Source organism: Hyphomonas polymorpha PS728, assembly GCF_000685315.1.
Classification (GTDB): domain Bacteria; phylum Pseudomonadota; class Alphaproteobacteria; order Caulobacterales; family Hyphomonadaceae; genus Hyphomonas; species Hyphomonas polymorpha.
The window spans coordinates 1-828 of sequence record NZ_ARYM01000062.1 but is presented as its reverse complement, the minus strand read 5'-3'; the positions used below and the strand labels follow the sequence as shown (position 1 = coordinate 828).

Genomic DNA, 828 nt, shown 5'->3' with positions numbered 1-828 from the left:
TGAACCGCGCCGGTAACCCCGGAGGCTGTTTGGTTGGAGTCATGCAGCGATAGCGTTTTCCTTCAGGGCTGCAAAGTAGTTGGCCTCGGCTTCTGCCGGAGGGATGTTTCCGATCGGCTCGAGCAGGCGGCGGTGATTGAACCAGTCGACCCACTCGAGCGTGGCGTATTCAACCGCGTCCATGGATCTCCAGGGACCTTTCCGCCAGATGACTTCGGCCTTGTAGAGTCCATTGATCGTCTCGGCGAGGGCGTTGTCATAACTATCACCGACACTGCCGACCGACGGCTCGAGGCCTGCCTCCGCCAGACGCTCCGTATACCGTATGCTGACATACTGGCTGCCACGATCCGAGTGATGAACAAGTCCGCTGCCGATGCCCGGCCGCCGGTCATGCAGGGCCTGCTCAAGAGCATCGAGTACAAAGCGCGCATGCGCTGTCCGGCTGACCCGCCAGCCGACAATGCGGCGGGCGAACACATCAATGACGAAGGCGACGTAGACAAATCCAGCCCAGGTCGAGACGTAGGTGAAATCGCTGACCCAGAGCCGGTTCGGCGCCGGAGCCTTGAAGTTGCGCTTCACATGGTCGAGCGGGCACGGCGCTACCTTGTCGCTGTAGGTCGTGCGATGCGGCTTGCCGCGGATAATGCCCTTCAGACCCATGGCCTTCATCAGGCGCCTGACGGTGCAGCGGGCCACGTCAAAGCCTTCCCGCTTCATCTGGTGCCAGACCTTGTTAGCGCCATAGACGGTGAAGTTCTCGTTGAAGACCCGAAGGATCTCCGGCTTCAGCGTCTCGTCCCGGCGGATGCGCGGCGGCCTGCG

The 828-nt window shown here is 61.8% G+C and carries 1 pseudogene; it reads right to left on the bottom strand.

Going from position 1 to position 828, the window contains the following annotated elements:
* Positions 1–39: 39 nt before the first annotated feature.
* Positions 40–828: pseudogene (locus HPO_RS19380) on the bottom strand (IS3-like element ISHne1 family transposase); the annotation flags it as partial.